Source organism: Pediococcus damnosus (genome assembly GCF_001611155.1).
Lineage (GTDB): Bacteria > Bacillota > Bacilli > Lactobacillales > Lactobacillaceae > Pediococcus > Pediococcus damnosus.
Window position 1 is genome coordinate 1,814,180 of sequence record NZ_CP012294.1, and the last position, 26,850, is coordinate 1,841,029.

Genomic DNA, 26,850 nt, shown 5'->3' on the forward strand with positions numbered 1-26,850 from the left:
TGGAGGTAGAATGCCCATGAGATGTCCACACTGTCATCACAATGGTTCTCAAGTGGTAGATAGCCGTCCAACAGATGATGGACGTGTGATCCGGCGCAGAAGAGAATGTGAAGCATGCGGTTTTAGATTTACAACGTTTGAACGAATTGAAGCGTCACCTTTACTGGTGATTAAGAAAAATGGTACACGGGAAGAGTTTAACCGAGATAAACTTCTTCGCGGGCTTATTCGATCTGCTGAAAAACGACCTGTCGGCATGGATGAAATGACTAAAATTGTGGATAAAGTCGAAAACAAAGTACGATCTTTAGGTGAAAATGAAGTTTCCAGTCAAATTATTGGTGAATATGTCATGAATTTGTTGGCTAAAGTTGATGAAGTTGCCTATATTCGGTTTGCTAGTGTTTATCGTCAGTTTAAGGATATGAATGTATTTATGTCGGAATTGAAAGACATGATGGCAAAGGAAAAAGCTATCAAAAAGGATGCTAAAGATACCACAGATAAGGACGTTAAAGATAAAAACAAAAGTACTAAAGGTACCACAAACAAAGATGTTAAAGGTAAAATTAAAGATACTAAAGGTACTCCAGATAAAGATGATGGTGGCGAGTCATAATGAATGAGGGATGGGCTAATTTAAGTCCCAAAGATGGTTTTCTAGTTACTCAAAAAAATTATTTGAGCGATTTTGACCAAAAAGTACTTACTTTTTTGTATCAACCAATTATTTGTGCAAGGGCTTTTAGTTTATTTTTGACCTTATGGACGGAGCTAAGTCCAACACAAATTCGTTCAGAAAGAAAATCACATTTAGAATTACTTGATCTTCTTAATTGTGATTTACCTAATTTTTATCTGAGTCGACAAAAGTTAGAGGGCATTGGTTTACTTAAATCCTATGAAGGGCAAGACAATCTTGGCCGTTATTTTGTGTACCAATTAATTAGACCAGTTTCACCAAATGTCTTCTTTAAAGATGACTTATTAAGTAGTTTACTCCTTGAAGCAATTGGTGAAAATCGCTTTAAAGAACTTGCAAAGCAGTTTAAGTTACCCCAAATTGATACAAAAAATTTAAAGGATGTTTCCACAGATTTTTTAACGGCTTTTCATATTTCGGATAGCACAATTAAAGAACCTGATTCTTTAATTCGAGAGACGCAAGCTGAATTTAAGCAAGCTAGCTCACAAGAAGATGCTCAGCCCATTAGTTTAAGTACGGATCATTTTGATTTTAAATTATTAAAAGATTTGCTTAGTCATAGTTTTACTGATTGGAATTCGGTTGATCAGGCGCAAAGACTGATCTTAAGCGAACACCTTTTGTACGGGATTGATGAAGTTGAAATGAGTCGCCAGATTGGACAAGCTACCGATTTGGTTACGAATCAGTTAAAACCTAAGAAGTTGCAACAACAAATTTCTAAAAGCTTTACAAGTCAAACTGCTCATAAGGAAAGTTATGCAACTAGTCCTGCCAGCACAGAGCCTAAATCTGTACCAGAAAAAAAGACTTCTGAAGAAAAACTAACTGAGGAAGACAAACAATTAATTAAGGCTGCCAAAGCCTATGCACCTGCAACCTATTTAGAAAATTTAAAAATGGCTATTCATGGCGGATACGTTACTTATGGAGAAAGACAGATTCTTAAAGATTTAATCGATCGAAATCTTTTTCCTGTAAGTGTGATAAATATTTTGATTTCGTATATTGTAATTGATCAAGGAGCTACCACGTTGCCTAGTAAATTAGTAGATACCATGGTCAATAGCTGGAGCAGGGCACACGTAGCCACACCGGAAGATGCTATTTTACAAATCAAGAAATTTGCTAATGAAAAAACAACCGCACGGAAAGCTAAAACAACTTCACGAAAAGTGGTTGAAAAAGAAACTTTACCAGATTGGGCCAAAAGTGATGCACCAGCAGTCAAACCAACAACGGTCAAAAAAAGTGATCAAGAACTTTTGAACCGCCGCTTAAAAGAGTTACGTAAACAAAATAAGGAGGAAGACTAGCCATGGAAAATATACGTGAGGTTTTAAAAGGGCTCATGAGTAAACATCAATTAGACACTAAATTTCAAGACTTAATGACTCCAGTTTACGAAGATGCGGATGTTCTTAGCTTCTGTGAAGCACACAAAAATGAATTGTCAGCTGATGGTGTGGCGCGATCTGCATCAAAGCTCTATGAGTATGTCCAAGAGCGTGATAAATATAAGCGAAACGAACCAACTTTAATGCCAGGTTATCAACCAATTTTAATCGTGAACAATCATATGATTGAAGTGTCTTACCGTCCCAGTAAAAAGCTTTTGGCAAGCGAAAAACAACAAGCCTTTAATATGCGGGTAAAAGCTGTAAATATGCCTAAAATGATTAAAAAGGCGCGTTTTGATGACTTCTTTCCGGACCAAGACCGACAGTCAGCGCTGACTGCAGCATTGAATTTTACCCAAGCTTATGAATCAGAGCCGCATCAATTTCATAAGGGTCTTTATTTAACGGGTAGCTTTGGGGTAGGGAAAACTTATCTTTTAGGCGCTATTGCCAATGAATTAGCTGCTCAGGGGTTTGAGTCTACGTTAGTACATTTTCCAAGTTTTGCGGTTGAAATGAAAAATGCGATCGGCGAAAATAATTTGGCAGAAAAATTAACGCTAGTTAAAAAGGCACCAATTCTGATGTTAGATGACGTAGGTGCAGATTCAATGTCTAGTTGGGTCAGGGATGAAGTGCTTGGGGTTATTCTAGAGTATCGGATGCAAAACGAATTACCAACATTTTTCAGTTCTAATTTTTCCATGGCACAATTAGAAACAGAACATTTACAAATTAATCAGCGGGGAGAATCAGAGCCATTGAAGGCAAAACGCTTAATGGAACGCATTAAGTTTCTAGCAACTGAGGTGACAATGGTGGGAGTCAACCGGCGTCAAAATTAAATCTATAGCTTGAAAAGTAAAAATTTGATGGTTAGTGTAAGGTTTTCCTAGATGGTCAATAAAATTCTAGGAATATTCATTTTGAGTTGAATATATAGAAAAAGACCTGTAGCCTTTTAATCGACGAAGATTAAAGGAAAGGATACAGGTCTTTCATGTATATTTTAGCAGATTTTATTGAATCATTGGGAAATTTAGACAGTTTATTTGATTTAGAGGAGCAGGTAATTCTTCATCTTAGGAAGTCATTCCAGCTGGTTGTAGCTGAATATCTGAGGCAATTAGATGAAACACTCGTTCCATCAATTCCGGCAGAAAATACATTCATTAATCGACAGGCCAGAACAATTGAGTTTATGTTTGGCGCCGTGAATTTTGAAAGAAGATGTTATCTTCGACCCAATGGAAGTTATTACTTCCCGTTGGAAGAAAGAAAAAGAATTTCACCTTATTTTAAAAGTGTCGTTGCCAAAATTGGGCAAACGACAACGATGAGAAATACGGCCGCAATGATCAATCTGGCAAGTCAGACGGATATTAGTGCCTGGTCAGTAGACCGAATTATCAGAGACATGGCAGATACCGTGAAGACAGAAGAAAAATCGTCCGAAGAGAAACTAGTTAAGAAACGAAAAGTTGAAAACTTAGTGGTTGAAGGCGATGCCTTTGAGATACACAAAATTAATCGACGAAGACAAGACGTCCACCATTACATTGTTTTTGAATCAGGATTAGATGGAACAAGATCAAACAAAGTTGAGTTTGTTGGTATCAATCAAAAAAAGGTTCAAAAACGAGTAACTGACTACATTGAGAAGTATTATAAAATCAGTGAAATGACCGTGTTTACAGCAAGTGATGGTGGCCCAGGGTATAACCCGAAAAGTATGCGAGAAATAGTTCCGAGTGCTCAAAGAGTTGAATTTACTATCGATCGGTATCACTTTGTCAAAAAGATTAAACAAACCTTTGGTTTATTTAATCCATTGGTTGATAAGGCCGTTAAGAGCGTTAGCCTGTATGATCAGAATCAGTTAAACGTTATTTTAGATACATTTGAGTCGCAAATTAAAACTGATAAGGAACTTGAGAGCCTAAGGGTCCTAAGACAATATTTGGCAAGAAATTGGCAGTTTATAAAGTCTCCACACGATCGTGGCTTCATGAGGGTCGGCAAATTGGGATCCGTTGAAAGCTCACACAGAGCGTACACGTATCGAATGAAAAAGCAAGGCAAAGTATGGTCCGAAAAGGGCCTTGAGGCTATGTTGAAATTAATTGAAGCTCGGGTAAACGGTAAGCTAGATAAATACTTACGTGGTGGTTTAAGAAAGTTACAAGAGCTAACGATTGAGATCGCTACGGAATCATTGAAGACGTTGAGTCCAGCTCAGCTGAGCAACAAGCACCATTCTAAGCATATTGGAGTTCTTTCAGGTAAAATACCAGTTGATGCCCCAACAAGTAGCCCTATCGGAGCAATGGCAAAAATATTTTCAAACTAATTATTGTGTATAAATATTTGGTTGATTATAAGGCACCTAGGAAAACTTGACACATACATTTGATGAGAGGTTATTGACTTTTTTTGAGAATGTGGTTTAATTAATCTTGAAATCAAAGAAAAGACAAGATTGTTAATTGTTTCATTTCAGGGAATGGTAGCTATAGCTGGAAGCTACCTAATGGACGTTAGTGATTACCACTTTTCTGAGCCTGATGGAAATATCAGGACGGATTGTTCCCGTTATCGAACCCATGAGATGCAGAGTAATCTGTAATTTTGGGTGGAACCGCGTGAATAACGTCCCGAATACATTAATTGTATTCGGGATTTTTTTATCCAAAAAAATTAGAAAGAAGCGAAGAAACATGGCAGATATTGAAGTTACATTAGCTGATGGCGCAAAACGATCTGTGGAAAATGGATCAAGTGTTTTAGAAGTTGCAAAGGCAATTAGTACGAGTTTGGCAAAAAAGGCCGTTGCTGGAAAAGTAAACGATAAGATTGTTTCTTTGAACCAAATTTTGGATGAAGATGTCAAATTAGAAATCGTCACAAAGGATTCTGAAGAAGGACTGCAAGTTGTTTGGAATACTGGTGCAATTGTTTTAGAAGCAGCCGTTCAATCAATTTATCCTGACATTCATTTTGGAACAAAGGGCAATGTGGAACATGGATTTTATTGTGACACCGACAATGGTGCTGAACAAATAAGTGTAGACAGTTTGCCAGCTATTGAAGACAAAATGTCTGAATTGATTAAGGCACAAATACCGCTTAAACAGGAATTGATTTCTGAAAATGATGCCCTTAAAATTGTTGATGGCGATCCTTATCAGGCAAAATTAGTTCATGCAAATGCCAAAGATGGCAAAATTAGTGCTTATAATATTGCGGACATGACAATTTTAAGCAATGCTGCGGTGTTAGAGAATACAAAAGATGTTAAGGTCTTTAAATTATTATCAGTTGCTGGTGCTTATTGGGAAGGCAAATCAAGTAACCCCATGTTACAACGGATTTATGGAACTGCCTTTTTCAAACAAAAGGAACTGGATGCTGAGTTATCCCGTCAACGAGAAGCACATGATCGTGATCACCGTGTAATTGGAAATAATCTAGATCTCTTCTTCGTGGATCCTAAAGTGGGAGCCGGACTTCCTTACTGGATGCCAAAGGGTGCCACAATTCGACGCACAATTGAACGTTATATTATTGATAAAGAAGTTGCCAATGGATATCAACATGTGTATACACCAGTTTTAATGAACTTAGATGCTTATAAAACTTCTGGTCACTGGGAGCATTATCGTGAAGATATGTTTCCACCAATGGACATGGGCGATGGTGAGATGTTGGAATTGCGTCCGATGAATTGTCCTTCACATATTCAAATTTACAAACATCATATTCGTTCATATCGTGAATTACCAATTCGAATTGCTGAATTAGGAATGATGCATCGTTATGAGAAGTCAGGTGCACTTTCTGGATTACAACGAGTTCGTGAAATGACTTTAAATGATGGGCATACTTTCGTAGCTCCAGATCAAATTCAAGATGAATTTAAGAAGATTCTTAAATTGATGGTGGATGTTTATGATGATTTTGATATTACAGATTACACGTTCCGTTTGAGTTATCGTGATCCTAAGAATACAAAGAAGTATTTTGATGATGATGCAATGTGGAATAAATCACAAGCAATGTTGAAAGCTGCTATGGATGACCTTGGTCTTAAGTATGTAGAGGCTGAAGGAGAAGCTGCTTTCTATGGTCCAAAGCTGGATGTTCAGACAAAGACAGCCCTTGGTAATGAAGAAACACTTTCTACTATCCAATTAGATTTCATGTTACCAGAAAGATTTGATTTGCACTATGTTGGGGCCGATGGTGAAGAGCATCGTCCAGTGATGATCCACCGTGGCTTAGTATCAACAATGGAACGTTTCACAGCTTATCTAACAGAAATCTACAAAGGTGCTTTCCCAACTTGGTTGGCTCCAAAACAAGTTACAATTATTCCGGTTAATCAGAAACTTCATGGCGATTATGCAGAAAAACTCCGTCAGAAGATGGCTGACAAGAAGATTCGGGTTAATGTAGATAAGCGTAATGAGAAAATGGGCTACAAGATTCGTGAAGCACAGACACAAAAGATACCTTATGTATTAGTTGTGGGTGACCAAGAGTTAGCAAATGGTTCTGTTAGCGTTCGTAAGTATGGTCAAAAAGAATCTGAAAGCGAAAATAACAATATGTTTATTGATAGTTTAATTGCAGAAATTCAGAATTATAGTCGAACGGGAGATTCTTCAAAGAATGATGAGTTACTCAAGTAGGTTGTTTGACAGGGCAGGCTGTTTCTGGTAAACTTATGAAGTTGAGAAATTAAGCAGAGGCACCCGCTTCTCGCCTTAGTGATTGAATCGCTGGGCTAAAACGATGAAAAGACTAGTTAATAGTCTGACTGGCGGGGTGTGTATGCACCTCGTCTTTTTCTGCATTTTTCTTAAAATAATTTGGAGGTGAACTGCCATAGCTGTTGATATGATGGTTAACAACGGTATTCGTGCCCGTGAAGTACGATTAATTGGTGATGATGGCACTCAATTGGGTGTAAAGTCGAAACAAGAAGCGTTAGATTTAGCAGATCGAGCAGAACTTGATTTGGTATTAGTTTCTCCGAAAGCTAAACCGCCAGTTGCCAAGATCATGGATTATGGAAAATATCGTTTCGAACTACAAAAGAAACAACGTGAAGCTCGTAAGCGACAAAAGACAATCAGTATCAAAGAGGTTCGTCTAAGCCCTACAATCGATACGAATGATTTTAATACAAAGCTTAAGAATGCTAAAAAATTCTTGGCAAAAGGTGATAAAGTCCGAGTTTCGATTCGTTTTAAGGGTCGTGCAATTACGCATAAGGAAATTGGTCGTGAAGTGCTAAATCGGATGGCTAAAGCAGCATCTGATGTTGCTACAATCGAACAGTATCCTAAAATGGATGGACGAAGCATGTTTTTGATGCTGGCGCCAATTTCAGAAAAGTAAAAAGTAGGAGGAACAGATTATGCCAAAAATGAAGACAAATCGTGCAGCAGCAAAACGTTTTAAACGGACTGGTAATGGTGGCTTCAAGAGTGCCAACGCCTACACGAGTCACCGATTCCATGGAAAAACGAAGAAACAACGTCGTCAATTACGTGGATTAAGCATGATGGATCATACGAGCGTTAAACGTTATCGTAAGATGCTAGCTCCAATCAATAAGTAATTTAATTAATTTAAAGAATATCATGCTGGGTGACCAGTTCTAGGAGGAATTATTATGCCACGAGTAAAGGGTGGAACAGTAACACATCGTCGTCGTAAACGAATTTTAAAGCTTGCTAAGGGATATCGCGGACCAAAACATACTAACTTCAAGGTTGCTAAAGACCAAGTTATGAAGTCTGGTTTGTATGCATTCCGTGACCGTCGTAATCGTAAGGGAGACTTCCGTAAAATTTGGATCGCCCGGATTAATGCAGCAGCTCGTTTAAATGATATGAGTTACAGCCAATTAATGCACGGTTTAAAGGTTGCTGAAGTTGATATTAATCGTAAGATGTTAGCTGATCTTGCTGTTAATGATGCAGCAGCATTTACATCATTAGTAGAAACTGCTAAAAAAGCGATCGCATAATAAAAATCCTCGGGTTGTAAAGTTATTTCAAATTGTGAAATGATTTTCAATGACGAGGATTTTTTTTCGAGCAGGCTCAGTACCAATACTTCTGGTATTAGGCTTGTTTTTTATTTAGTTTTTTTAGCAACAATAATTTTGCCAGGACTGTGGTGGGTATCTAATAGTTGTTGGCCCTCAACAATACCTTTCAATGAAAAAGGAAAAACTTTAGCTATAGGGACCTTGAGTTGATTGTGGGAAATAAGTTCAACTAAGTAAGTCAAAGCTTTTTTATTTTGGTGATAGTTTGCATCATTAAAATCAATAATGGTTTGTTTAGATGATTGAGATTGAAAACTATTTGAGAAACCATTTAATGATGCCAATTGACCGGTTGATTTTAGCCATCTATAAGTGTTATTGCCTTTGAAGGCCTGCGGGGTTGCGTCAATTAGAACATCAACTGGGGCATCATCTAGAAAGTTTCTTTTGGTTAATTGATCCGTCGGTATAAAAAGATCTACGCCCATTTTTTTAACAAAATCGGCATTTTTTTGAGAAGCGGTGGTTGCTACAAACAGGCCCATTGCTTTGGCAATTTGAATGACGAATGAACCCACAACACCTGAGCCACCTAAGACCAAGATTGACGTAACATTTTCTAATTGAAGAGCACTTTTAAGAAGATCATAAGCAGTCACACCAGCATTGGGCACACCAGCAGCCTCGGAAAAAGGAATCGAATCAGGCTTGTGAACTAATTTTAAATGTGGAACGGATACAAATTCAGCGTAGGAACCGGTGGTTGTTCGTCCAATTACGGGATCACCAATTTGAAATTCCGTGACATCAGAGGCCAGATCGACAACGGTTCCAGCAACATCACTTCCCGGAATTAAGGGGAAATTAGGTGCTTTTTTGAATGGAATTAGGCCACGACGCAGTTTGCTGTCAAAAGGATTCATTGCGAATGCTGAAGTTTGGACAATAACTCGTCCCTTTTTTAGCTCAGGTTTGGGAATGGTTAGTTCTTCAAAAACTTTAGGATCACCAAATTGTTTAAAACCGAATGCTTGCATGATGGGCCTCCTTTTTAATAACGGTAGTTAATTCAGAAACTTGAAGTATATGATCATGTTAACCCACTACGGTCTATTTCTTTAGCTAAACGGCTTGTGTTTTAAGTTAAGCACCTCTATTAAAATTTGACTCGAACTCTCAGATAAGTTTAAATGCAAAAAAAATGAAAATCAACTATAATGATATGATAGTGTGTTTTAAGGAGAGTAGTATGATTGAAAAGTTTAAACCAACCTGGCAGGTGAAAAGAATTTATAGTTTAACTCCTGAGGAATTAAGAAAGGCCGGAATTAAGGCAGTCCTCACGGATTTAGATAATACATTGATTGCCTGGGATAATCCAGAAGGAACAAGTGAACTGAAACGCTGGATTGCTGAAATGCGGACTGCAAAGATTCCGGTAGTTGTTGTGTCTAATAATAGTCGTCCACGTGTCAAACGGGCATTAAGCCACATTGAATTACCATTTGTTTCACGTTCACTAAAACCGTTTGGATATGGCATTCATCGAGCCTTGAAAAAATTAAATTTGAATGCCGATGAGGTTGTTATGGTAGGCGACCAACTATTGACAGATATTTGGGCTGCTAATATGGCAGGAACAAAAAGTATTTTAGTAAAGCCATTGTTGAATTCGGATGCTTGGAACACAAAAATAAATCGTTTTTTTGAATACTTTATAAAAAAAAGACTTGTTAAAAAATATCCAGGAGCGGCCTGGCAGGAGGAAATTAAATAAATGGATGAAGCTGAAGAGGTTTATTGTATTGGCTGTGGCGCAAAAATTCAAACAACCGAAAAAGATGAAACTGGTTATACCCCCAAAGGAGCCTTAGACAAGGGCTTAGAAAAAGGAGAAGTATACTGTCAGCGCTGTTTTCGACTTAGACATTATAATGAGATTGCACCAGTTTCTTTGACAGATGATGATTTTTTAAGATTATTAGGTCAGATTCGTGATGATGATGCTTTAATTGTGTATGTGGTTGATATGTTTGATTTCAATGGCAGTATGATTCCTGGCATTCATCGTTTCGTTGGTGATAACCCAATTTTATTGGTGGGAAATAAAGATGATGTATTTCCAAAGTCAATGAAACGTTCCAGAATGAAAGAGTGGCTTAGACAACAAGCCAATGCTCAGGGAATTCGCCCGATTGATGTATTGATTACAAGTGCCAAAAAACCAGATGAGATTGAAACACTTCTAAATACAATCGAAAAATATCGAAAAAAACGAAATGCCTATGTTGTTGGAGTTACTAATGTTGGAAAATCGACTTTAATTAATCAAATCATTCGTTTAAACAATGGTATTGAAGATTTGATTACGACTTCCCGTTTTCCAGGAACGACACTTGATAAAATTGAAATTCCATTTGCTGATGGCAAGATGTTAATCGATACACCAGGGATAGTGCACGAAGACCAAATGGCCCACGTGTTAACTGGTAAAGATTTGAAATATGTGTCACCTCAAAAGACAATCAAACCAAAGACATTTCAATTAAGCGATCAACAAACTTTGTTCTTTGGAGGAATTGCCCGTTTTGATTATTTGAGAGGTCATGGGGCTGTTAGCACATATTTTGAAAATAATTTAATGGTTCATCGGACTAAATTACTTAATGCAGATGATTTTTATGATAAGCATGTCGGGACTTATTTGACCCCACCAGATGAGGATGGTTTGAAAAAGCTGCCTGAATTACAAAGACATGAGTTACATTTGGAGAATAGAAGCGATGTGGTTATTGAAGGCTTGGGGTGGATAACTGTTCCGGAGCATTCAACAGTTGCAGTTTGGGCTCCTAAAGGTATTTCGGTAGTTATTCGCAAACCCTTAGTTTAAAAACGAAAGAGGAAAATATGAATTTAAGAGGAAAACAAAAGAGATTTTTACGAAGCAAAGCCCAACGTTTTCGGTCTAAGTTTTCGGTTGGTAAAAATGGTTTAACAGAAGCTTGGGTTTCTCAGTTGGACGCTGCTTTAAATAATTATGAGTTAATTAAAATCAATTTACAACAGAATACAGATGTGACTACGCAGGAAGTTAAAGCATATATTGAAGATCACACGGATATTCAAGTTGTTCAAATAATTGGTCACGTTTTGGTTCTATTTAAAGAATCGGATGACGAGGATAAACGAGTAATTTCTGCACAGGTTAAGGAAATTTAAGTTTAATTGACGGAGTGTGAGAAATTTTGACTACAACAAAGGTAAATCAACAAACTAAAACTGAAGTTGAGACTGAATTAGTGAGTGATATTCCGCATAAAAGAATTGGCTTACTTGGCGGTACGTTTAATCCGCCACATTTGGCGCATTTGATCATCGCGGAGCAAGTTTGCACACAATTAGGGTTGGATCGGGTTGATTTCATGCCAGATTTTCAACCACCTCATGTGGATACTAAACAGGCAATTAAGGCCGAACACCGAGTTGCGATGGTAAAACGGGCAGTTATTGGAAATCCTAATTTTGGAGTCGAGTTAGCAGAGATTAAGCGTGGTGGCAAGAGTTACAGTTACGATACGATTGTGACCTTGAAAAAAGAGCACCCAGAAAACCAATATTATTTTATAATTGGCGCTGATATGGTGGCATACTTATCAAAATGGTATCGCATCGCTGAACTCGCCAAACTAGTACAATTTGTTGGCGTAAAGCGTCCCGGCGTAAAAGTTCATAGTGCTTATCCGATTTTGTGGGTGGATACGCCAGAAATTGATGTGAGTTCTACGCTAATTCGGCAAAAGATTGCAAAACATCATTCTATTCGGTATTTAGTTCCGGATTCTGTTTGTGAGTATATTGAGGAGAATAAACTTTATGGAAAAAAATGAAACAATTGAATATAAAAAGAATTTGATTCCTTATACGAGAGAACAGTTAGTTGGAAAAGTTCAAGAAAAGCTTGATGACAAACGTTTCCAACATTGTCTGCGGGTTGAGCAACAAGCTATCCAATTGGCTAAAGAAAATAATTATGATCCAGAAAAAGCTGCAATTGCGGGTCTTTTACATGATTATGCGAAACAGCGTTCGGATCATGATTTTATTAAAGTTATTAACGACAAACAAATGAGTCCGGATTTGTTGGACTATGGCAATGCAATTTGGCACGGGATAGTTGGCGCAGAATTTATCAAAGACGAATTACATATCTTTGATGAAGAAATTTTAAATGCTGTTCGTCGGCATACCGTTGGGGCACCTTATATGACCTTGTTGGATCAAATTGTATATATGGCAGACTATATTGAACCTGGACGTGACTTCCCAGGTGTCGATGAAGCTCGTAAGATTACGCACGAGAGTTTAAAAAAGGGTGTTTTCTTTCAGACGCAACAAACGTTGAAACATTTGATTGAAAATTCAAAACCTGTTTATCCAGGAACCATTACAACGTATAATGCATGGCAGAGTGCAATTTAGGAGGAAATTCAGTGACAGAAAGTAAAGATATTTTGGAAACAACAGTTAAAGCAGCAGATAGCAAACGGGCTGAAAATATTGTGGCGTTAGATATGGAAAATGTTAGCCTTTTAGCAGACTATTTTGTTATTATGAGTGCAGATTCAAATCGTCAGGTTGATGCGATTGCTGATGAAATTGTTGATCAGAACGAAAAGGCCGGCGTTTCAATTCGTCATGTTGAGGGGCAACGGGCAGCTGAATGGATTTTAATTGATCTTGGCGATGTTATCGTCAATGTTTTTCAAACAGATCAGCGGAAATATTATAACTTGGAGAAGCTATGGTCAGAAGCGACACCAGTTGATGTTAAACCGTGGATTGAGGCATGATTTACCAAACATTTGCCAAATTATATGATGACCTAATGGATCCAGCTATGTACGATCAGTGGCTGGATTTTGTTTCTGAACGCCAACCGGATAAAAACGCCAATTGGTTGGATTTAGCCTGTGGCAGTGGCCGTTTAGCTGTTAAGTTAATTCAGGATGGATATCAGGTATCTGGATTTGATTTATCGGATGAAATGTTGGCTTTGGCTGATGAACATGCACATGAAGCGGATGTTGAATTACCACTTGTTCAAGGAGATATGCTGAATTTAAGTGAATTAGATCAATATGATGTGGTTTCTTGTTTTGCAGATTCACTTTGTTATTTACCAGATGAGTCATCATTAAAGCAGTGTTTTGGTCAAGTTTTTGAACACCTTAATGATAAGGGAAAATTTTTGTTTGATGTAATTTCTCCATACCAAACTGATGAAGTGTACCCGGGCTACATGTATAATTATGTTGATGATCAGCAAGCCTTCTTGTGGACTACTTATCAAACCGAGGAACCACATAGTGTTGAACATGATTTAACCTTCTTTGTTAAGAACAGCAAGGAAAATCAGTATACTAAAATTAATGAGTTGCACCATGAACGTACTTATGATTTGGATACCTATATAGATCTATTGAAATCGGTTGGATTCCAAACAGTTAGTTGTTCAAGCAACTTTGGAAAATCAAAAATTGATGAAAAAAGTACCCGGTGGTTTTTTGAATGTGTAAAGTAGGTGACTAGATGAAAGTTTGTAGTGTCATTGCGGAGTTTGATCCTTTTCATAATGGTCATCAGTATCTTTTAGATAAAGCTCGAGAACTCACACAGGCTGACATTCTGGTTGTGTTTATGAGTGGAAACTTTTTGCAACGTGGAGAGCCAGCAATTGTTGATAAGTGGAAACGGACTCGAGAGGCTCTTTTGGGAAGTGCCAATTTAGTAATTGAACTTCCAATTAATGTGTCAATGCAGGCCGCCCATCTTTTTGCCATGGGAGCAGTACAAATGGCCACCTTAATAAAGAGTGATTATTTAGTCTTTGGTAGTGAACACCCTCAGCAGGATTATAAAAAAATGGCTGTAGAGGCTCAAAATCTGAAAATAGAAAATGATAGTTATGCACAAAGTTTTGCTAGTCAGCTATTTACTTCGCTGCAGGGAAAAACGGGTGTTAATTTAGAAAATGCCAACGATATTTTAGCTTTTAACTATTTCAATGCAGCGCAACAGCTTAAAAGTTCAATCAAATTACTGCCAATTAGGCGAAAAGAAGCAGAACATGATGAAAAATTACTAGAGCATCGGCATATTGCGAGTGCTTCTGCGATTCGTGAAGCTCGTTTGAAAGGGTCATTAAATTATCAAAAGTTTGTTCCAGAACAAACTAAAATGGATTTGTCCAGAGAAGTAGTGGACTGGCAAAAATTATGGCCGTTTTTGAAGTATCGAATCATTACGGAATCAGTAACAGACTTGAAACAAATTTATGGAATGTCTGAAGGAATTGAATATCGGTTTAAAAAATTTATTAAGGACAGTTCGGATTTGAAATCATTTTTAGCTCTGATGAAGACCAAACGTTATACTTACACGCATTTGCAAAGATTGTGTATGGCAATTGTATTGAATCTTCACACTTCGCAAATGCTTAATCAACCAACGATTTTAAGGGTGCTGGGATTTGATAATACTGGTAGACAACTTTTACATCAATTTGCCCAGGAAGATTTACCAATATTAAGTAAAATTGGACAAAATAAAGCTACATCAAATTATCAGACAACGCTTCAAGCTGACAATGTTTATAGTTTAATCAGTGGCGTAGAGCAAAGTGTTGGTAGAAAACCAATCATTTTAACTTGACTGTCAAGGAATTTCCATTGACAAAGATTTTTTGCACAGGTATAATTAAACTCGTTGCATTAGGAGGTTTTTAGATGAATTGGTCACTTTCTGATCTTATGAAACACAGAGAACCTCTCCACTTTAGTGAGAATCTTGATTTAAAGGAAGATTTGGTTAATCGGTCTTTCGGGGTTTCGGATGCCTCATTAATTAAAGTTGATGGGGATGCAATTAAAGATCGGGATGCAGCATTAGTTACAGCTAAAGTTACTGGAAAAATTGTGGTACCATCCTCACGATCACTAAAACCTGTTGATTTGGACTTAGACTTTTCAATCAACGAGTATTATGTGGTTGAAGGAACCAATTTGGATCGTTTCGGTCCTGAAGAAACAGTTTTACCTGTCAAAGATGATCGAATTGACTTTTCACGAGCAGTAGCTGATAATATTATTTTGCAGATCCCGATGCAAATTTTCTCACCTGAAGAAGAAACAGGTAACGAACCAATGCCAGCTGGCAAGGATTGGGAAGTTGTTTCTGAAGAGGACAAAGAAGAGAAAAAAATTAATCATGTTGATCCACGTCTTGCTAAATTAAAAGACTTATTTAAATCAGAGAACTCTGAATCTAAGTAGTTTTAATGTAAGACATAAAAATTAACGGGAAACCGTAATTCTCTTAAAGGAGGTGCTATTGATGGCCGTACCAAAAAGAAAAACATCAAAATCACGTAAACGTAATCGTCGTGGACATATCAAATTACTAACTCCAGGTTTGGCACCATGTCCAAATTGTGGTGAATTACGAGTTTCACATCGTGTTTGCCCAAGCTGTGGATTTTATGATGGCAAGCAAGTTATGGATGTTAAAAGTAAATAATTAAATTTATTTATCAAAAAGGTAGGAAAAAGCCATGGTTTTTCCTGCTTTTTATTTTGCATAAAATTAAAATTATTTTTGAATTGAATAGCTTTAACTTTGTTAGCGTTTTTGTTACGATTAGCATGAACTAAATATTAGGAGGCAGCAACATGGATAAACCACAAATTGGGGTAGTCGGTATGGCAGTTATGGGCAAGAACTTGGCCCTTAACATTGAAAGCCGCGGCTACACGGTTGCAATATATAATCGAACAGGCTCCAAAACAGAAAAAGTTGTTTCTGATCATCCAGAAAAGCATTTGGTTCCAAGTTACACAATTGCGGACTTTGTGAACTCACTTGAAAAACCTCGTCGAATCATGATGATGGTAAAGGCTGGAAAAGCAACAGATGCTGTAATTGCACAATTATTTCCACATTTGGACAAAGGAGACGTTTTGATTGATGGTGGAAACACCTTCTTTGAAGACACAATGCGTCGAAATGCAGAATTAGATAATTCAGGAATTAACTTTATCGGAACTGGTGTTTCTGGTGGTGAACTGGGTGCTTTAGAAGGTCCTTCAATGATGCCTGGTGGCCAAAAGGAAGCATATGACTTAGTGGCACCAATCTTTGAAAAGATGGCTGCTAAGGCCGAAGATGGAACTCCATGTGTCACATATATCGGACCAAATGGTGCTGGTCATTACGTTAAAATGATTCATAATGGGATCGAATATGGCGATGAAGAGTTAATTGATGAAAGTTATAATTTGTTACGCAATATGGTTGGCCTCTCCGTTGATGAAATTGCAGATACATTTTCTGAATGGAATAAGGGCGAATTAGATAGCTATCTGATTGAAATTACGGCTGACATTTTAACCCGTAAAGATGATTTAGGCTCCGGCAAGCCAATTGTTGATTTAATTATGGATAAGGGTGGCAACAAGGGAACTGGTAAATGGAGTTCTCAAAATGCACTTGAATTAGGCGTGCCACAATCACTTATTACTGAATCTGTTTATGCGCGTTACATTTCAGTTTTAAAGGATGAAAGATTGGCAGCTAGCAAAGTGCTTCCTAAACCTGAAGGTAAAGTTAGTTTTGACAAAGATGAAGTAATTGAAAAAATTCGTCAGGCACTTTATTTCAGCAAAATCATGAGCTATGCACAAGGTTTTGAACAGATGAAAGTTGCTTCTAAGCATTATGATTGGGATTTGCAATTTGGTGAAATTGCTAAGATTTGGCGTGCAGGTTGCATTATTCGAGCTGGATTTCTACAGAATATTACAGATGCCTTTGATAAGGATCCCGAATTAAATAACTTACTGTTAGATGATTACTTTAAAGATATTGCTAAAAAGTATCAAGAATCGGTACGTGATATCGTTGGGTTAGCAGTTAAATCTGGTGTAACAATTCCAGGGTTCAGTGCTGCAATTTCTTACTATGATTCTTATCGTTCTGCTGTATTACCAGCAAACTTATTACAAGCACAAAGAGATTACTTTGGTGCTCATACCTATGAACGAGTCGATCGTGAGGGAACTTATCATTTCCCATGGTATAAAGAACAATAAAACTTTCTAGGTTAGTCTAAATTTGATTTGAAGATCTTATTCTTTAAATTCGAATTTAGGCTTTTTGTTTACTTAAAATTTCTTATAGAAAAGTGAGTAGTTCTAGGCAAAATCTCATTTTAATGGTAAACTTTGTTTTGTATGTATTAAGCACAATGGAAATAATGCAAGTATAAATTAATTAGGAGTGGGAAAATGAGTCGGATACTAATTATTGAAGATGAAAAAAGTTTATCACGGTTTGTTGAGCTAGAACTTCAACATGAAGGGTACGAAACGGAAGTCCAGTTTAATGGGCGTTCGGGATTAGATGCGGCTTTAAATAAAAATTTCGATGCCATTCTTTTAGATTTAATGTTGCCAGAATTAAACGGTATTGAGGTTTGTCGCCGGGTAAGAGAGGCAAAAACAACACCAATTATTATGATGACTGCAAGGGATTCTGTGATGGATCGTGTTTCTGGTTTGGACCATGGTGCAGACGATTATATCGTAAAACCGTTTGCCATTGAAGAGTTATTGGCTCGTTTGCGTGCTTTATTACGTCGGATTGATATTGAAAGTGAACAAAAAGCCTTTCAACAAACGACGGTTACTTATCGTGACATTACAATCGAAAAAGAAAACCAAGTTGCCCGGCGCGATGGTAAAATTATTAATTTAACCAAACGTGAATATCAGCTTTTATTATTGTTGATGGAAAATATCAATGTCGTTCAGTCTCGAGATGCGCTTTTAGATGAGGTTTGGGGCATTGACAATGAAGTTGAAACGAACGTAGTAGATGTTTATGTACGTTACTTACGGAATAAGATTGATCGCCCTGGTGAACAGTCTTATATTCAGACAGTTAGAGGAACCGGGTATGTGATGCGATCTTGAGTGAGAAACAAACTAATTTTCAATTTAATCAAACAGGTGTAACGAAAAGAAGACTATCCTTAAAATGGAAATGGGCAATTGGAACGGGCGTTGGCGTTCTGTTCATATTTACCTTTTTTTCTTTTTTTGTATTTAATAGTATTTCCCAAGTCATGATTGTTCAGGAACGGGCTCAGGTAAATACGACGATTGATTCCGTTGATTCTCGTTTACAGGGAGTTTCTGAAATTGATGGCATTACTGTCGGAAAATATTTACGTCCGGACAGTCCAGTTGGACATACAGATCAAAACGAACGGCCGTATAGTAATTCTTTATTGACAAATTTGGCGCGAAGAGATGTTGTCGTTTCAGTCTACAGTCTTAAAGGTGAACAGGTTTTTGCCACTAAACGAGATTCTGAAAAGTTTCATTTTCCTGAAAAACGGACTGTATCACGTGTAAAAGCCGCTCAATTTAATGGCTTAATCGGTAGAGCACCGATTCGAAATAGTAAAAATGAATTAATTGGATATATCCAAGTTGTGGATACTTTAAATAGTGTAAAACGAACCCAACATAAGATTATCTGGATTGTGATTCTTTTAACGATTATTGCATTTGCATTGATTTCAGTGTTTGGTTATTTACTGGCCACATATTTATTGCGCCCTATAACTGTGATGAATAACACGATGAAAAAAGTGACAGATGATCCTCAAACTGAACTCCGAATTCCGGATTTGGAACGAAATGACGAATTGTCAGATTTAGCAATCGTTTTTAATGATATGTTAGACCGGATGCAGCGTTACATTGATCAGCAACACCAGTTTGTTGAAGATGTTTCTCATGAGTTACGCACACCAGTTGCAGTTATTCAGGGACATATGGAGATGTTAAACCGCTGGGGCAAAGATGATCCCAAAATTTTAAATGAATCGTTGCAAGCGTCATTGGAAGAAACAAAACGGATGAAGAGTTTGGTGCAAGAAATGCTTGATTTAACACGGGCAGATCAATTGGAAATTCATTTTTCAAAAGAAGAAACACCAGTTATGCGAGTTGTTAATCAAGTTTTTAATGATTTTAAAATGATTCATCCGGATTTTACCTTTACTTTGGACAGTGATGTTCATTCGAATCCGATTGTTCAAATATATCGAAACCATCTTGAACAAGTGCTTATTATTTTACTTGATAATGCGGTGAAATATTCTACAAAACGTAAGGAAATTCATATTTCTGCTTCAGAGGACACTCGTAGCGTTCAGATTGCCATTCAAGACTTCGGTGAGGGTATTTCAGAGGAAGACGTCAAAAAGGTGTTTAATCGCTTCTATCGAGTGGATAAGGCCCGTAGCCGTGATAAAGGTGGTAACGGCTTAGGATTATCGATTGCTCAGCGTTTAATCGAAGGCTATCACGGAAAGATTTCGCTTGAAAGCTCCGTTGGGTATGGTTCAATTTTTAGAATTACTTTGCCAATTGATAAGGTGGAAACTAATAAACAAGCTACAAAGGAAAAATCAAAGAAAGAAAAGTCAGATAATGCATAAAAAATGGACCTGCAATTTGCAGGTCCATTTTTTTACTTATAAGTTAATCGGAATGATGCTGTTGCTTACCAGCATTCCGTTGGCGATTGTCGTGATGCCTTTGGGTTTGTGTAACAGTTGTTTTTGGTTCAGCCGGTTTTATCGGTGGAACAACAACCTTTGGTGGATTCTTTTTCATTTCTTCGGCTACAGAGGCACGAATTCTTGGTCGGTAGAAGTAGATAATTAAAGTTTGTATACATGCAAAAATTCCACCAACAAAGAAGTATAAGCCTAAACCGGCAGGAGCTCTAAATGAAACAAAGAAGATCATTAAGGGACTCACGATCATCATGGACATCATAGATTTCTTCTGCTCTGCAGGAATTCCCAAGGTTCCTAGCCATCCTTGGAGTAAGTAAACAAGAAAAGACAAAGCAGCGAGAAAAATACTTGGTTTTCCAAGGCTGACTCCCATAAACATACTACCATGTGCACCACTTGAAAGTGCTGGTGAATATTGAATTGCCGCGTACAGAGCAGCAAACACTGGTAGTTGGATTAGAATGGGGAGACAGCCTATTCCACCAGTCATACTAATGCCATTATCACGGTATAAACTCATCATTTGTTGGCTGGCAGCGGCCTTTTCCTCATTGGTCGTTGCGTTTTGTTGGCGTTCTTGGATCGCAGTCATTTGAGGTTTTACAAATGCCATTTTTTCCTGTTGAACGGTTGCCTTACGTGATTGGTTAATCATCATAGGTAAAAGGATCATTCGCACAATAAAGGTTACGGCAATAATAGCCCAACCATAACTCCCACCAAGCATTCCAGCAAGCCAACTCATGACATGCTGAGTTGGAACCGCAAGATAGTCATAAATGGCGCCATATGGTTTCCCAGCCTTCGTACGTTGGACACATCCAGTCAAAAGCAAAGCTAATCCAGCGATTGCTGTCAGCGTGCCTAAGTGTTTCATTTTCTTCATTAAGACATTCCCTTTCAAATTAAACTAACACCAGACACTATACGTTAATATTACTGGTTTTTCAATGAATTTTTAGTTTGTTACACGAAAATCAGAAAAGTTTTGAACTGATTGATCCTCAATTGTTGTTTTTTCAACGTGGCCGCTTGGTGAAGGCGACATCTTAACGGTATTAATAAACTCATTTAAATGGTCTTCTGGGCCTTCCGCTTGAATGTATACTGAGCCATCGTCTAAATTGGCCACAGTTCCCTTAATGTTAAGTTTGTCAGCGACCATTTTGGTTAAATAACGAAACCCAACCCCTTGAACACGACCGAAAACTTGAATTGTAACTGATTTCATAAAATCTCTTCCTTTCAAAGTCATAATAGTATTTTATCATTTCTAAGGGAAAAGAAATAATTTGATAGCCTAACTTGTGCAATTTAAAAGCTGGAAATGTTGATATTTAGCGTCATATATGGTTTGATTGAGTTATGAGTTACTAACATTAAATAAGGGGAAAACTATGGAAACAATATTATCAACACAAAATAATCGTGTAAAAGAATGGGAAAAATTAAAAACCAAAAAGGGCCGTAAAAAGACTGGAATGTACATAATTGAGGGACGTCACTTAGTAAATGAGGTCCTCCAAAATGAAGCCGATGTAGTTTATGTGGTAGCCACACAAGATGAATTAGATGAAATTAAGTTTGATGTTCCTGAGGATTTATTAGTAATTGTTTCAGATAAAATTGCTGACCGTTTGAGTGATACTGTGACGACCCAGGGCATATTTGCAATTGTACGAATTCCAAATAAAGAACGACAGATTCAAGATCCTGATTCTGATGTTACAGGAGCTTGGTTGCTATTAGACAATATTCAAGACCCCGGTAACATTGGCACAATGGTACGAACAGCGGATGCTGCTGGCTTTCAAGGGGTTATCTTTGGAAAAGGAACAGCGGATATTTTTAATCCTAAAATTCAACGTGCCATGCAAGGCAGCCAGTTTCATATACGCCTTGTTTTAGGAAACCTTGAAGAATGGATTAAAAGCTTTAAAACTGCTAATATTCCAGTTTTTGGAACTGAACTTAATCCACAGGCAAAAAGTTATAAAGACATTGACACAACTGATGATTTTGCCTTAATTATGGGGAATGAAGGAAATGGGATGTCTCAAGAGCTGCTTTCTCAAACGACCGCTAATTTATATATTCCAATCAAAGGGCAAGCAGAATCCTTAAATGTCGCGGTAGCAGCTGGAATTTTGATGTTTTCCTTACGAAACATTTAAGTTTGATTACAGTTTAAATTTAGGTAGTGTTTTCTTTGCTTTTTGGTAAAATAATTAGTATTATGTTATTAACTAAATGTAAGTTAATGGCTAGATCTTATTTTAAATAAAAAGGAAGTATTTAATGAAAACAAATGCTTGGGAACAGGATCAAGAATATTTAAGTTTAGTATCAGATTTATTAAAAACTAAAGAAGTTCAAAAATTAGATGAATATACGCAACACCATAATTATACGCGGTTGCAGCATTCAATTTCCGTATCGTATCAGAGTTATTTGATTGCAAAAAAACGGCATCTTAACTTTCGTGCAGTTGCTAGGGCCGGTTTGTTACATGATTTGTTTTACTATGATTGGCGGACAACTAAGTTTGATTTAGGCACCCATGCCTATATTCATCCTCGAATTGCTTTACGAAACGCAGAAAAATTGACTCCTTTGTCACCAATGGAAAAGGATATTATATTAAAGCATATGTGGGGTGCAACAGTTGCATTTCCTAAGTATAAAGAAAGCATGATTGTCTCAATTGTTGACGATTTAGCAGCGACCCAAGAATATTTAGGGCATGTGCAAAAAGAAGTACACTTGTTTTTGAATAAAATCCAAGGTCGTACTTCATAGACGTTAGTTTTAAATGGAGGAAGAGTTATGTCAGAAGCTTTAGAAACTAGGAGTACCATCGATGACTTTTCACTTTGTCCCAAGTTTAGTCGGACGTTTTCAGTTTTAGGCCAGAAATGGAATGGATTAATTATTGAAGTTTTGTTGAACGAAGATTCACAACGCTTCAAGGACTTGGCACACAATGTTCCTAAGTGTAGTGATCGAGTGTTGGTAGAACGTTTGAAGAGTTTGGAAGCCGAGGGAATTGTTGATCGGGTGACTCACAAGAATTCATCTTTAATTGAATATCAACTTACAGAAAAAGGTGAAGCACTACGTCCAGTTATGAGTGCAGTGCATAAGTTTGCTGACTGTTGGTATGCAAACGAAGATTAATAAAAGAATAGTTGACTATTGACCGTTTTTAATCTAATATTTAAGTCAGAAAAGCAATGATGAAGAACAGTAGCTAGTGGCTTTTTAAAGGGAGTATCTGGGTTTGACTGAAATCAGATGCAAAAAACAACATTAGTGAATTCACTTCTGAGTTATTTATTTGAAAAAATAAGTCGGTAAATCGCCGTTATTGATGCCAAGTGTGTGAATATTTTTGTTTACAAACCAGGGTGGTAACGCGATAACTCGTCCCTTTTTTAGGGGCGAGTTTTTTTGTGCAGTTTTTTAAATATTAGGGGGCTTGATGATGGGATTACATGAACAGTTAGAAGAATTAAAAACAAAATCTTTAAAAGAAATTTCTCGGACAGACGGATTGAAAAATTTAGAAGATATTCGTGTGAATGTATTAGGCAAAAAAGGTCCGTTAACAGAAATCTTGCGTGGTATGCGTGACATTCCAAAGGAAGAACGTCCTAAAGTTGGGGAGCTTTCCAATCATGTTCGTGACAATATTGTGACGGCTATTGATGAGAAAAAGGCTGAATTAGAAAAAGCCCATATTGCCAAAAAATTGGAAAGTGAAACAATTGATGTCACTTTACCTGGCAAACCAGTTACGCAAGGACAGCCACATGTCATTCAACAAATAATTGATAATATTGAAGATCTATTTTTAGGAATGGGATACCAAGTTATTCAGGGACCAGAAGTGGAAACTGATAAATATAACTTTGAAATGCTAAACTTGCCCAAAGATCATCCGGCACGCGATATGCAAGATACATTTTACATTACAGATGAAATCTTGATGCGTAGCCAAACTTCTCCAGTTCAAGCAAGAACAATGGAAAAGCATGACTTTAGTAAAGGGCCTTTGAAAATGATTTCACCAGGAGTTGTTTATCGTCGTGATACTGATGATGCAACCCATTCCCACCAATTCCATCAGGTTGAAGGATTGGTCATTGATAAAAATATTACCATGACTGATTTGAAAGGAACACTAGAGGTTTTGGCCAAAGAGCTTTTTGGAGATCGGTTTGAAGTTTGCTTGCGTCCAAGCTATTTTCCATTTACTGAACCTTCAGTCGAGGCTGATGTAACCTGCTTTAATTGTATGGGCAAAGGTTGTTCAGTATGCAAACAGACAGGTTGGATTGAAGTTTTGGGTGCTGGGATGGTTCATCCTAATGTATTAAGAATGGCTGGTGTGGATTCCAAAGTGTATGGTGGTTTTGCTTTTGGACTCGGACCAGATCGCTTTGCGATGTTGCGTTATGGCGTTGACGATATTCGTAACTTCTATCAAAATGATGTCCGCTTCTTGACGCAGTTTTCAAAGAAAGGATAACAACTAAAATGAAAGTTTCTTATAAGTGGTTAAAAGAGTACTTTGATCTTGATGTTGAGCCCAAAGTTCTTGCTGAAAAAATTGAACGTACAGCCGTTGAAGTTGACCAGGTAACACGAGCTGAAGATGGACTTAAAAAAATTATTGTAGGTTATACCTTAGATGTTCGACCGCATCCAAATTCTGATCATTTGAATATCTGTCAAGTTGAAGTAGGCGAAGATGAGCCAATTCAGATTGTTTGTGGCGCTCCTAATGTGGCTAAGGGACAATATGTGATTGTGGCTTTACATGGTGCACGGATTAAAGACAACGTTAAAATTAAACGAAGTAAAATGCGCGGTGAACAATCTAACGGAATGATCTGTGCCTTACAAGAAATTGGTTTTGATGAAAAGGTTGTGCCCAAAGTATACGTAAATGGTATTTATGTTTTTCCAGAAGACAGCGGTGTTAAACCAGGTGAGCCAGTTTATAGTTATTTAGGCATGGATGACGATGTTATTGACACATCTGTAACTCCCAATCGGGGGGATTTGTTCAGCATGGATGGGAATGCCTACGAAATCGGTGCAATTTACGATAAAAAATTAACTTTGAATCATCGTCAACTGAAAACTGTTGATGAAACAGACAATATTGACGATTTATTAAAAGTTAAAATAGATGCTCCTGATGATGTTTTGGCCTACCAAATGGGAATTGTAAAAAATGTCACAATTGCACCAAGTCCTTTTTGGTTACAAGTTCGTTTGATGACGGCTGGCGTCCGACCAATAAACAATGTTGTTGATATTACAAATTACATTATGTTGAAATATGGCCAACCTTTACATGCATTTGACTATGATAAATTGTCTGCAAAAGAGATTCATGTTGGTTATTCACCAGATCAAACCAAGTTTGTAACCCTCGATGGTGAAGAAAGAAGCCTCAAAGCAACGGACCTCATGATTAAGGACGGCGATAAAAATATCGCAATGGCTGGTGTTATGGGAGGCTTAGATACTGAGATTGATGATCATACGCACACAGTGGTTATTGAATCAGCAATTTTTGATCCAATCAAAGTCAGAAAAACCGCTCGTTATCATGTACTTCATAGTGAGGCTTCAATGCGTTTTGAGCGAGGAATCAATCCAGCTACAGTTACCGAGGCCCTCCATGAGGCGTTAGAGTTAGCTGCTCAGTTTGGCGATGGAAAAGCAGTTAAAGATCAAATCACGGCTGTTAAACCAAATCCACAAGCAGTTGAGGTCACACTTGATTTAACTAGAATTAATCATGTATTAGGGACACAACTTTCTGTGGATGAAGTAACTAAAATTTTAGAACGGTTGCAATTCACAGTTCAAGTTACAGATGAAACGTTTGTGGTTACGGTCCCAGCACGGCGTTGGGATATTCATATTCCGGCAGATATTCTTGAAGAAATTGCTAGAATTTATGGATATGATAACTTACCTTCTACTTTACCAACGGGATCAACCACTATTGGCCGTTTGACAACAAGTCAGCAAGTTATTCGTGGTGTTCGGTCCATTTTACAAGGTAGTGGATTGAATCAAGCAATGAGTTATGGATTAACCACAGCGCAGAAAGCCAAACTGTTCATGATGCAATCAAGCGAGGAAACTAAACTTGATTTTCCAATGAGCTTAGATCATGCAGTTCTTCGTATGAATTTAATCAGTGGTTTATTAGATGATGTAGCTTATAATGTGGCTCGAAAAGAAGCCAATGTTGCATTATATGAACAAGGTCAGGTTTTTTATCGTACTGATGGTACAGATCGTCCAACTGAGGTTGAACATTTGGCTGGAGCAATTACTGGCTCTCTTGAGACCAAAAATTGGTATGGAAAAGAAGCTCCCGTTGATTTCTATCAATTAAAGGGGATTGTGGATTTACTTTTGCATGACCTGAATTTTGAGGAATCTATAAGTTATGTGGCAAGTAAGGAATATCCAGAGATGCATCCGGGTCGTACCGCAGATATTTATTTGGGTGACAAAGTGATTGGATTTATGGGTCAAGTACATCCCCAAGTTGCCAAACAATTTAAGATCCCAGAGACCTATGTTTTTGAGTTGGATTTGCAGGCCATCCTAGATGCACCAAAGAAAATTCAACATTATGATCCAATTTCTAAATATCCCGCAATTACTCGTGATGTTGCCCTTTTAATTGATCAAAAGGTCTCTAATACCGAGATTGTGGCTGCTTTACAGGCTGCTTCCAATCGCCATTTAGAAAAAATCCAGTTATTTGATGTTTATGCTGGAAAACACATTCCTGAAGGTAAAAAATCTGTTGCTTATACGTTAACGTATCGTGATAAACATAATACGCTAACTGAAGAAGAAGTGAACAAAGAATTTGAACAAGCAATTGAGTCCTTAAAAAAGGCTTTTAAAGTTGAAATTCGTTAAATTATTTTTATTAAGAACATGTAATTATGTGATCATGACGATGCATAATGGACATGTTTTTAGTATAATA

At 37.4% G+C, this 26,850-nt stretch carries 29 protein-coding genes and 1 other annotated feature; of the genes, 26 read left to right on the forward strand and 3 right to left on the reverse strand.

All coding sequences use genetic code 11. From position 1 onward, the window contains the following. Positions 1–16 precede the first annotated feature (16 nt). The 8 genes from nrdR to rplT all read left to right on the forward strand — a co-directional run bounded on the left by nrdR (position 17) and on the right by rplT (position 8,143). Positions 17–619, forward strand: a complete 603-nt coding sequence (gene nrdR / locus ADU73_RS08510) for a transcriptional regulator NrdR (RefSeq protein ID WP_081113870.1) — start codon at positions 17–19, stop codon at positions 617–619. After that, positions 619–2,022 (forward strand): replication initiation and membrane attachment family protein, encoded by a 1,404-nt coding sequence (locus ADU73_RS08515; protein ID WP_046871230.1) that lies wholly within the window; start codon positions 619–621, stop codon positions 2,020–2,022. The genes nrdR and ADU73_RS08515 overlap by 1 nt, the downstream gene beginning before the upstream one ends. A gap of 2 nt (positions 2,023–2,024) precedes the next feature. Beyond that, positions 2,025–2,951, forward strand: a complete 927-nt coding sequence (dnaI, locus tag ADU73_RS08520) for a primosomal protein DnaI (RefSeq protein WP_046871231.1) — start codon at positions 2,025–2,027, stop codon at positions 2,949–2,951. 155 nt (positions 2,952–3,106) lie between these two features. Beyond that, positions 3,107–4,456: an ISLre2 family transposase gene (locus tag ADU73_RS08525; protein ID WP_062913389.1), complete on the forward strand. Its 1,350-nt coding sequence runs from the start codon at positions 3,107–3,109 to the stop codon at positions 4,454–4,456. Positions 4,457–4,823: 367 nt separating this feature from the next. Further along, positions 4,824–6,797 (forward strand): threonine--tRNA ligase, encoded by a 1,974-nt coding sequence (gene thrS / locus ADU73_RS08530; RefSeq protein ID WP_046871232.1) that lies wholly within the window; start codon positions 4,824–4,826, stop codon positions 6,795–6,797. 211 nt (positions 6,798–7,008) lie between these two features. Further along, positions 7,009–7,509 (forward strand): translation initiation factor IF-3, encoded by a 501-nt coding sequence (gene infC, locus ADU73_RS08535; protein WP_056986124.1) that lies wholly within the window; start codon positions 7,009–7,011, stop codon positions 7,507–7,509. A 19-nt stretch (positions 7,510–7,528) separates the two neighbouring features. After that, positions 7,529–7,732, forward strand: a complete 204-nt coding sequence (rpmI, locus tag ADU73_RS08540; protein ID WP_046871233.1) for a 50S ribosomal protein L35 — start codon at positions 7,529–7,531, stop codon at positions 7,730–7,732. Between the two features lie 54 nt (positions 7,733–7,786). Then, positions 7,787–8,143, forward strand: coding sequence for a 50S ribosomal protein L20 (gene rplT, locus ADU73_RS08545; RefSeq protein ID WP_046871234.1), 357 nt, complete (start codon positions 7,787–7,789; stop codon positions 8,141–8,143). A 110-nt stretch (positions 8,144–8,253) separates the two neighbouring features. On the opposite strand, the gene ADU73_RS08550 is transcribed toward rplT, so the two are convergent. Then, the gene (locus ADU73_RS08550; RefSeq protein ID WP_046871235.1) at positions 8,254–9,204 is read right to left on the reverse strand and encodes an NADP-dependent oxidoreductase; all 951 of its coding nucleotides are present in this window, start codon (positions 9,202–9,204) and stop codon (positions 8,254–8,256) included. Positions 9,205–9,416: 212 nt separating this feature from the next. On the opposite strand from ADU73_RS08550, the gene ADU73_RS08555 reads away from it, so the two are divergent. From ADU73_RS08555 to ADU73_RS08615, 13 genes are all read left to right on the forward strand, one after another. Continuing rightward, positions 9,417–9,944 (forward strand): YqeG family HAD IIIA-type phosphatase, encoded by a 528-nt coding sequence (locus tag ADU73_RS08555; protein ID WP_046871236.1) that lies wholly within the window; start codon positions 9,417–9,419, stop codon positions 9,942–9,944. Then, a complete protein-coding gene (gene yqeH / locus ADU73_RS08560; RefSeq protein ID WP_056986121.1) occupies positions 9,945–11,057 on the forward strand; it encodes a ribosome biogenesis GTPase YqeH in 1,113 nt (370 codons plus the stop codon). Positions 11,058–11,074: 17 nt separating this feature from the next. Beyond that, positions 11,075–11,386 (forward strand): YhbY family RNA-binding protein, encoded by a 312-nt coding sequence (locus ADU73_RS08565; protein WP_046871238.1) that lies wholly within the window; start codon positions 11,075–11,077, stop codon positions 11,384–11,386. 23 nt (positions 11,387–11,409) lie between these two features. Beyond that, the gene (locus ADU73_RS08570; RefSeq protein ID WP_081113871.1) at positions 11,410–12,054 is read left to right on the forward strand and encodes a nicotinate-nucleotide adenylyltransferase; all 645 of its coding nucleotides are present in this window, start codon (positions 11,410–11,412) and stop codon (positions 12,052–12,054) included. After that, a complete protein-coding gene (gene yqeK, locus ADU73_RS08575; RefSeq protein WP_046871240.1) occupies positions 12,041–12,646 on the forward strand; it encodes a bis(5'-nucleosyl)-tetraphosphatase (symmetrical) YqeK in 606 nt (201 codons plus the stop codon). The genes ADU73_RS08570 and yqeK overlap by 14 nt, the downstream gene beginning before the upstream one ends. Before the next feature lie 11 nt (positions 12,647–12,657). Continuing rightward, a complete protein-coding gene (rsfS, locus tag ADU73_RS08580) occupies positions 12,658–13,017 on the forward strand; it encodes a ribosome silencing factor (protein WP_056986120.1) in 360 nt (119 codons plus the stop codon). Then, a complete protein-coding gene (locus tag ADU73_RS08585; RefSeq protein ID WP_046871242.1) occupies positions 13,014–13,748 on the forward strand; it encodes a class I SAM-dependent DNA methyltransferase in 735 nt (244 codons plus the stop codon). The genes rsfS and ADU73_RS08585 overlap by 4 nt, the downstream gene beginning before the upstream one ends. A gap of 8 nt (positions 13,749–13,756) precedes the next feature. Further along, positions 13,757–14,878, forward strand: coding sequence for a nucleotidyltransferase (locus ADU73_RS08590; RefSeq protein WP_062913391.1), 1,122 nt, complete (start codon positions 13,757–13,759; stop codon positions 14,876–14,878). A 74-nt stretch (positions 14,879–14,952) separates the two neighbouring features. Further along, complete coding sequence (locus ADU73_RS08595; RefSeq protein WP_046871244.1) at positions 14,953–15,498, forward strand: YceD family protein; 546 nt, start codon at positions 14,953–14,955, stop codon at positions 15,496–15,498. A gap of 61 nt (positions 15,499–15,559) precedes the next feature. Beyond that, entirely contained in the window at positions 15,560–15,742 is a 183-nt protein-coding gene (gene rpmF, locus ADU73_RS08600; RefSeq protein WP_046871245.1) for a 50S ribosomal protein L32, read from the forward strand. Positions 15,743–15,894: 152 nt separating this feature from the next. Then, positions 15,895–17,313 carry an NADP-dependent phosphogluconate dehydrogenase gene (gndA, locus tag ADU73_RS08605; RefSeq protein ID WP_062913392.1) on the forward strand — a complete coding sequence of 473 codons (1,419 nt, stop codon included), beginning with the start codon at positions 15,895–15,897 and terminating at the stop codon, positions 17,311–17,313. A gap of 195 nt (positions 17,314–17,508) precedes the next feature. After that, the gene (locus ADU73_RS08610) at positions 17,509–18,195 is read left to right on the forward strand and encodes a response regulator transcription factor (protein WP_046871247.1); all 687 of its coding nucleotides are present in this window, start codon (positions 17,509–17,511) and stop codon (positions 18,193–18,195) included. After that, positions 18,192–19,733 carry a HAMP domain-containing sensor histidine kinase gene (locus ADU73_RS08615; protein WP_081113873.1) on the forward strand — a complete coding sequence of 514 codons (1,542 nt, stop codon included), beginning with the start codon at positions 18,192–18,194 and terminating at the stop codon, positions 19,731–19,733. Before ADU73_RS08610 ends, ADU73_RS08615 begins: the two co-directional genes overlap by 4 nt. 43 nt (positions 19,734–19,776) lie before the next feature. Here the strand turns inward: ADU73_RS08615 and yidC are convergent, their stop codons facing one another. Beyond that, entirely contained in the window at positions 19,777–20,703 is a 927-nt protein-coding gene (gene yidC / locus ADU73_RS08620; RefSeq protein ID WP_046871249.1) for a membrane protein insertase YidC, read from the reverse strand. A gap of 72 nt (positions 20,704–20,775) precedes the next feature. Further along, positions 20,776–21,048, reverse strand: coding sequence for an acylphosphatase (locus tag ADU73_RS08625; protein ID WP_046871250.1), 273 nt, complete (start codon positions 21,046–21,048; stop codon positions 20,776–20,778). Between the two features lie 166 nt (positions 21,049–21,214). Between ADU73_RS08625 and ADU73_RS08630 the strand changes: the two genes are divergently transcribed. The 5 genes from ADU73_RS08630 (at position 21,215) to pheT (ending at position 26,780) form a co-directional block, all read left to right on the forward strand. Beyond that, complete coding sequence (locus ADU73_RS08630; RefSeq protein ID WP_046871251.1) at positions 21,215–21,991, forward strand: TrmH family RNA methyltransferase; 777 nt, start codon at positions 21,215–21,217, stop codon at positions 21,989–21,991. A 124-nt stretch (positions 21,992–22,115) separates the two neighbouring features. Continuing rightward, positions 22,116–22,616 carry an HD domain-containing protein gene (locus ADU73_RS08635; RefSeq protein ID WP_046871252.1) on the forward strand — a complete coding sequence of 167 codons (501 nt, stop codon included), beginning with the start codon at positions 22,116–22,118 and terminating at the stop codon, positions 22,614–22,616. A gap of 27 nt (positions 22,617–22,643) precedes the next feature. After that, entirely contained in the window at positions 22,644–22,994 is a 351-nt protein-coding gene (locus ADU73_RS08640) for a winged helix-turn-helix transcriptional regulator (RefSeq protein ID WP_046871253.1), read from the forward strand. Between the two features lie 47 nt (positions 22,995–23,041). Next, positions 23,042–23,251: a binding site (T-box leader), on the forward strand. Between the two features lie 50 nt (positions 23,252–23,301). Then, a complete protein-coding gene (gene pheS, locus ADU73_RS08645) occupies positions 23,302–24,348 on the forward strand; it encodes a phenylalanine--tRNA ligase subunit alpha (RefSeq protein ID WP_062913393.1) in 1,047 nt (348 codons plus the stop codon). A gap of 8 nt (positions 24,349–24,356) precedes the next feature. After that, a complete protein-coding gene (gene pheT, locus ADU73_RS08650) occupies positions 24,357–26,780 on the forward strand; it encodes a phenylalanine--tRNA ligase subunit beta (RefSeq protein ID WP_062913394.1) in 2,424 nt (807 codons plus the stop codon). The last annotated feature ends 70 nt before the right edge of the window (positions 26,781–26,850 follow it).